This is a genomic window from Streptomyces sp. MK37H (assembly GCF_018035285.1).
Lineage (GTDB): Bacteria > Actinomycetota > Actinomycetes > Streptomycetales > Streptomycetaceae > Streptomyces > Streptomyces endocoffeicus.
Genome location: NZ_JAAAYH010000666.1, coordinates 1 through 3,307, shown reverse-complemented (window position 1 = coordinate 3,307; position 3,307 = coordinate 1). Strand labels below are relative to the sequence as shown.

Annotated in this window: 4 protein-coding genes; all 4 read left to right on the top strand. The window is 71.8% G+C overall.

Translation table 11 applies throughout. The features are described from left to right. Positions 1-695, top strand: a 695-nt coding sequence (locus GWI24_RS42395) for an N-acetylmuramoyl-L-alanine amidase (RefSeq protein ID WP_210951346.1), incomplete at its 5' end; no start/stop codon positions are given. Between the two features lie 162 nt (positions 696-857). Further along, positions 858-1,697, top strand: a complete 840-nt coding sequence (locus GWI24_RS42390; RefSeq protein WP_210951345.1) for a DUF5336 domain-containing protein — start codon at positions 858-860, stop codon at positions 1,695-1,697. Positions 1,698-1,884: 187 nt separating this feature from the next. Then, positions 1,885-2,895, top strand: a complete 1,011-nt coding sequence (locus tag GWI24_RS42385) for an LLM class F420-dependent oxidoreductase (RefSeq protein WP_210951344.1) — start codon at positions 1,885-1,887, stop codon at positions 2,893-2,895. An 88-nt stretch (positions 2,896-2,983) separates the two neighbouring features. Beyond that, on the top strand, positions 2,984-3,277 hold the full coding sequence (locus GWI24_RS42380; protein ID WP_043237004.1) for a hypothetical protein: 294 nt from the start codon (positions 2,984-2,986) through the stop codon (positions 3,275-3,277). Positions 3,278-3,307: the final 30 nt, after the last annotated feature.

Here is a 3,307-nt window from a genome sequence, read left to right as displayed (position 1 = left end):
GGAAGCCCGGAGCGCCCGGTAAGCCCCTCAAGGGCAAGGTCGTGGTGATCGACCCCGGCCACAATCCGCACAACCGCGACCATCCCTCGCAGATCGCCCGGCTCGTGGACATCGGCACCGAGACGAAGGAGTGCGACACCACGGGCACGGCCACCAACTCCGGCTACCCCGAGGCGTCCTTCACCCTCGATGTGGCGCGGCGCGCCCGCACCCTGCTCGAAGCGCGCGGCGCCACGGTGCGGTTCACCCAGGACGGCGACCGGCCGTACGGGCCGTGCGTGGACGAGCGCGCGGAGATCGGCAACAAGGCCCACGCCGACGCCGTGGTCTCCGTGCACGCGGACGGCGCGGCCGCCGGGGAGCGCGGCTTCCATGTGATCCTGCCCAAGTCCGTACGCGGCGGCGGCGCGGACACCTCCGCCATCACCGCGCCCTCCCGCCGACTCGGCGAGCGGCTGCGCGGCGAGTTCGCCGAGGCCACCGGCAGCGGGCCCGCGCAGTACATCGGCGACGGCAGCGGGTTGGACGTCCGGGGCGACCTGGGCGGGCTCAACCTCTCCACCGTTCCCAAGGTGTTCATCGAGTGCGGCAACATGCGCGACTCCCAGGACGCCGCCGAACTGACCGACACGGCGTGGCGCGAGCGCGCGGCGCGCGGTATCGCACAGGGCATTACGGACTTCTTGAACGAGTAGCGCCGCCACAACCGAACGGGAGGTCACGAGCGGGATACCGATGGGACACCCCCGGTCTCGGCGGGCGGATTCACCCGTACGATGGGGCCCACCCCCGACGCCTTCGCGCTATCGCGCCTGGCGGCAGCGCTCGTACAGACGAAACCGACAAAGGACCTCACGTTGAACATCCGCTCGCTCACTCGAGGCGACGGCGTGGTGATCGGAGCAGCGGTGTTGCTGTTCATCGCCTCCTTCCTCGACTTCTACACCGTCGACTGCGGCGGTAGCAGCTTCTGCAAGGACGCCGGTGAGAACGGATGGAAGTCCGACTTCTTCCCCGTACTGCCATCCATCTTCCTGGCCGGCGTGATCGCCGCGGCGCTCATCGTCTCCGCGCGTTTCCAGCCCGCGGGCCGCAACCTCTTCGGGCTCTCGCTCGAGCAGTGGGGCTCGGCGCTCGCGGTCTTCGCGGCCTGGAGCTCGCTGTGGACGATCATCGGTGGCCCGGACGGAGTCGACAAGGGCGTCGGGCAGATCCTCGGCCTGATCGCCACCTTGGCGATGGCGGCCGTCGCGCTGCTCACCCAGCGCGTCCCGGCTCTCAAGGCCCCGCTGATGAACGCCTCTGCCCCGGCTCCGTCCCCGTACGGCGCCCAGGGCCCGCAGCCGGGGTACGGCTACCCGGGTCCGGGCGGTGCCCAGCCCGGCGCCCCCGCGCCGTACGGCACCCCCCAGCCCGGCCAGCCCGGCCAGCCGCAGCCCGGCCAGTCCTTCGGCGGCCAGCAGGCTCCGGCCCCCACCCCACCGGCCGCGGGTGGCGGGGACTTCGCCCCGTTCTGGTTCGCGGTGCCGGTGGCCCGTCCGCTGTACGCGGAGGACGGTTCGTCGAGCACCATCGCCGAACTGGCCCCCGGCACCTGGTACCTCGCGGTGGAGCAGCGCGGTCAGGCGCTGGTCGCCCAGACGCAGGACGGCCGCCGCGGTGTGCTGCAGGACACCACGGGGATCCAGCGCGGCTGATACACCCGCGCGCATCGCATAACCCGCATGTGTGCGCCGTATGACGCACCCACGGCCCCTCGCCCGTAACGCTCGGGCGAGGGGCCGTTGCCATGTACGGCCCCGGCCCGTACAGTCCGGCCGGTGTGCGGCTGACGCATCGTCAGCCGCCGTTCTCCACCCTGTCCGGCGGAACGAGGGGGCTTCCATGCGGCTCGGTCTGGCGCTCGGCTACTGGGGCCGCGGCCCCGACCCCCGCCATCTGGAACTCGCCCAGGAGGCGGAGCGGCTGGGCTACCACTCGGTGTGGACCGCCGAGTCCTGGGGCTCGGACGCCTTCACCCCGCTCACCTGGCTCGCCGCGCACACCACCCGCATCGCGCTCGGCACGGCGGTCGCGCAGATGGCCGCTCGCACCCCCACCGCCACCGCGATGCAGGCGCTCACCCTGGACCATCTCTCCGGCGGCCGGATGATGCTGGGGCTGGGGCTGTCCGGACCGCAGGTGGTCGAGGGCTGGTACGGACGTCCGTTCCCCAAGAGCCCGCTGACGGCGACCCGGGAGTATGTCGAGGTCATCCGGCAGGTGCTGAACCGCGAGGCGCCGGTGCGGCTCGACGGGCGTTACCACCCGCTCCCCTACACCGGTCCGGACGCCACCGGTCTCGGCAAACCCCTCAAGCCCATTGTCCATCCGCTGCGCGCCGGCCTCCCGGTGCTGCTCGGGGCGGAGGGGCCCAAGAACATCGCACAGACCGTGCGCATCGCCGACGGCTGGCTGCCGCTGTACTGGTCGCCGTCGCGGACGGAGCTCTACCAGGCGACGCTGGCCGACGCCCGGGACGGCTTCATGGTGGCGCCGATGACACAGGTGCGGGTGTGCGCCGATGTGGCGGAGGGGCTGAAGCCGGTCAAGGCGATGCTCGGCTTCTACATCGGCGGAATGGGCCACGCGGCGCGGAACTTCCACGCCGATCTGATGGCCCGCTTCGGCTACGAGGCCGAGGCGCGCCGGGTGCAGGAGCTGTTCCTGGCGGGGCGACGCGCGGAGGCGATCGAGGCCGTGCCGGACGCCTTCGCCGATGAGATCTCGCTGGTCGGACCGCGTGAGCGGATCGCGGAGCGGCTGGAGTTGTGGCGCAAGGGCCCGATCACGGATCTGCTGGCGCTGGCGCCGGACCTCCGGACGCTGCGGGTGCTGGCGGAGCTGGCGGGCTGAATCGCGTCGTACGGGGGCCGATCGACCGCCTCGTACGGGTGTGCGGCCGCGCTGGTTTGGCTTCGCTTCGCGGGGCAACACGTGAGGCATGTCACGAAGTTATCGCCATGGAAGCAACCAGGCGGCGACCGTCGTGGCGGTCGTCGCGGACGTCATGGCCGTCATCCTCGGCCTCTGGATCCTGTTCGCCCTTCTCGACGCCAACCGCGCCAACGACCTCGTCACGGTGGTCCACGACGCGGCGAGCTGGCTCGCGAGCTGGTCCCATGACCTCTTCACGATGGACACGGACTGGCTCCGGACCGTCCTCAACTACGGCCTACCGGCCGTGGTGTACCTCTTCATCGGCCACGCCATCGCCGGCCGGCTCCGCCGCGGCTAGCGGGCGGTTCATGGCGCCTGCGGCGGGCTG

Coding starts and splice junctions, on each gene's coding strand:
- GWI24_RS42385 (WP_210951344.1), top strand. CDS start 1,885: ATGCGGCTCGGTCTGGCGCTCGGCTACTGGGGCCGCGGCCCCGACCCC.
- GWI24_RS42380 (WP_043237004.1), top strand. CDS start 2,984: ATGTCACGAAGTTATCGCCATGGAAGCAACCAGGCGGCGACCGTCGTG.